The sequence below is a fragment of the Devosia sp. YR412 genome (assembly GCF_900110945.1).
In the GTDB taxonomy this organism is placed as follows: domain Bacteria; phylum Pseudomonadota; class Alphaproteobacteria; order Rhizobiales; family Devosiaceae; genus Devosia.
This window is the reverse complement of the sequence record NZ_FOFL01000003.1, coordinates 420,001-422,500: the sequence shown is the minus strand read 5'-3', so window position 1 is coordinate 422,500 and position 2,500 is coordinate 420,001. Positions and strand designations below refer to the sequence as shown.

At 55.1% G+C, this 2,500-nt stretch carries 3 protein-coding genes and 2 rRNA genes (2 of these 5 running past the window's edge); all 5 read right to left on the bottom strand.

The window, feature by feature from the left end:
* Positions 1 to 29 carry the 5' end (the start) of an ArsR/SmtB family transcription factor gene (locus tag BM045_RS13300; RefSeq protein WP_170848500.1) on the bottom strand. Its footprint begins 316 nt before the window's first position, so only the first 29 of its 345 coding nucleotides appear in the window; it begins with the start codon at positions 27 to 29; the stop codon falls past the left edge of the window.
* Positions 26 to 709, bottom strand: a complete 684-nt coding sequence (locus BM045_RS13295) for a glutathione S-transferase family protein (RefSeq protein ID WP_092184017.1) — start codon at positions 707 to 709, stop codon at positions 26 to 28. The genes BM045_RS13300 and BM045_RS13295 overlap by 4 nt, the downstream gene beginning before the upstream one ends.
* 146 nt (positions 710 to 855) lie before the next feature.
* Complete coding sequence (locus tag BM045_RS18730) at positions 856 to 1,401, bottom strand: hypothetical protein (protein ID WP_139198788.1); 546 nt, start codon at positions 1,399 to 1,401, stop codon at positions 856 to 858.
* Positions 1,402 to 1,796: 395 nt separating this feature from the next.
* A 5S ribosomal RNA gene (rrf, locus tag BM045_RS13285) occupies positions 1,797 to 1,912 on the bottom strand.
* A 133-nt stretch (positions 1,913 to 2,045) separates the two neighbouring features.
* Positions 2,046 to 2,500, bottom strand: a 23S ribosomal RNA gene (locus BM045_RS13280) (it continues 2,267 nt past the right edge of the window).

Below are 2,500 nucleotides of genomic sequence, written 5' to 3'. Positions count from 1 at the left end.
TCGAAATCCACCGAAGATGCCGGCGTCACAGTCCGATCTCCAGCAGGCGCTGCGGCATGGCATCCCGATAGGGGAACATCGAAAAATATGGCTGCGCCTCGCCAATGGTCCGGCGAATCGATGGGCGCTCCAGCAGGCGATCGAGATAGGCGGCGAGCTGAAGTTGGTCCGCCGCGAGGGGCTGGACGGTCGAAGCGAAAAACAGCGCCGGCAGCGCGGCACAATCGGCCATGGTAAAATTTTCGCCGACGGCCCAGGTCTTGCCGGCAATATGCGTCTCGATCATGCGATAGGCCTGATCGAGATTCGCCCGCGCTTCGGCGACGCCATGTGGATCTCCGGCGCCCTCGGGGCGAATTCGATCGGTGACCACCTTTTGCATCGGCTGGCTGACATAGAGATCGTAGAATCGATCCCATAGCCGGACCTGGAGCAGCGTTTCCGAATCATCGGGCAGCAATTTGACCGGCCCGGGATAATACGCCTGCAGATATTCGATGATCACGCTGGTCTCGGGAATCGTCCGATCCACGGTAGAATCATGCAGCACGGGAATTTTGCCGACCGGCCAGCGCTCGATATGCGCCGCGGCCGAGCCGGGATCGCTGAAATCGACGACTTGCGATTCGAAAGGAGTTTGATTCTCATACAGGGCGATGAGCACCTTGTGGCAGAAAGACGCCAGCGGGTGGATGTAGAGGGTCAGCATGAAACACCATCACTTTCCATATCGGGAAAGTGATACGACTTATCCAAGGCTAGCGCAATGCGTTCCAGACCAGGAAAGCGATCGCGGTATTGAGAATGCGCTATTTTGCAAAGCGCTTGTTGCAGGTGCTTGCAGCTACTGCCCTGTCAGTGAGGGGCGACGCGGGCCAACTCGCCGAGAAAGTCTTTCGCCTCGGCGAGCACTGCGGCCGCGGGACCGTCGATACTGTCGTGATGTGTGTCGGCGAGAAAGATTATGCGGTCGAGCAGTTCCTGGCGAACGTCATTCAACTCCGTCTGGATATCCAAATCATCCGCCTCGATCAGAGCCTGGCGCATTTCCTGCAGCCGGATCAGGAGCGAAAAGCGGGCATGAAGTTGGCGGGCGACCGCCGGATCCCGCCGCCAGTTCCGAGTCGAAAACACAGAGGTCGCGCGCTGGCCGGCACCCAGACAATCGAATTCACCGCAGCCGTCATAGCCGAGCGCTTCACGTCTGGCATGAATTGAACATCTGAAGCTCGTGTCGAGATGATAGCAGGGGTCACCTGCCACCTTGTCGTGGCCGAATCCGTCCGAACGTTGGAACGATAGTGCGACGCAGCACAGGCCGACGCAGCGACTGCAGTCCGATGTCATCTCCGCCTGGCTCATTTGCTTTCCCCATTCCGAACGCAAAAGGCCCTCGGTCATTTCTGACTGGGCGCCTTGTAGCATTCATAGAGCAATGAAAAGTGTCTGTTTTGGGCAGACTTCGCATGGATACGCTGAGGCGGGCGAAAGGTTCAATGCCTGTGCCAGTTCGCATACCAGAAACGCAAAAACCCCAGTCATTTCTGACTGGTGTTTTTGTAATTCTTTCGAGATCGATAAAGAGAGTCGTATGTTTTTTGTAGACTTCGGGGCGTCCCGCAGGGTCAATCGCTCCAGTGGAGCGATTGAAGGCGCGAAGGCCATGAGGCCTATGGCCGAATGGCTAAGCGACCCAGGCCAAGCTTTGTTGGTTAAACGACAAAGCCCTCCACTGTTTCCAGTAGAGGGCTTTTATAATTCGACGATCGATAAAGAGAACCGTATGTTTTTTGCAGACCTTGCAGCGACCTACTCTCCCAAGCCTTGAGACTTAGTACCATTGGCGCAGAGGAATTTGACGGTCGAGTTCGGGATGGGATCGGGTCTTGGGCTCCTCGCAAGAACCACAAGGTCAGCGAAAAACATACGGTGTGAATTCTGGTTTTTATGTTCTGTATGGACATTGCCTTCCCATGCAAGAGGCAATGTCTGGTGTATTTTATAACCGCTCAAACTCACAACTATGCGGACATAGATTAATGAGAACGATCAAGCCAATCGAGCTATTAGTACCGGTAAGCTTCACATATTGCTACGCTTCCACACCCGGCCTATCGACGTGGTGGTCTTCCACGGCTCTCAAGGGAATACTAGTTTTGAAGGAGGCTTCCTGCTTAGATGCTTTCAGCAGTTATCCCGTCCGAACTTAGCTACCCTGCAATGCGGCTGGCGCCACAACAGGTCCACCAGAGGTTCGTCCAACCCGGTCCTCTCGTACTAGGGTCAGCTCTTCTCAATATTCCTACACCCACGGCAGATAGGGACCGAACTGTCTCACGACGTTCTAAACCCAGCTCACGTACCACTTTAAATGGCGAACAGCCATACCCTTGGGACCTGCTCCAGCCCCAGGATGTGATGAGCCGACATCGAGGTGCCAAACAATGCCGTCGATATGGACTCTTGGGCATTATCAGCCTGTTATCCCCAGCGTACCTTT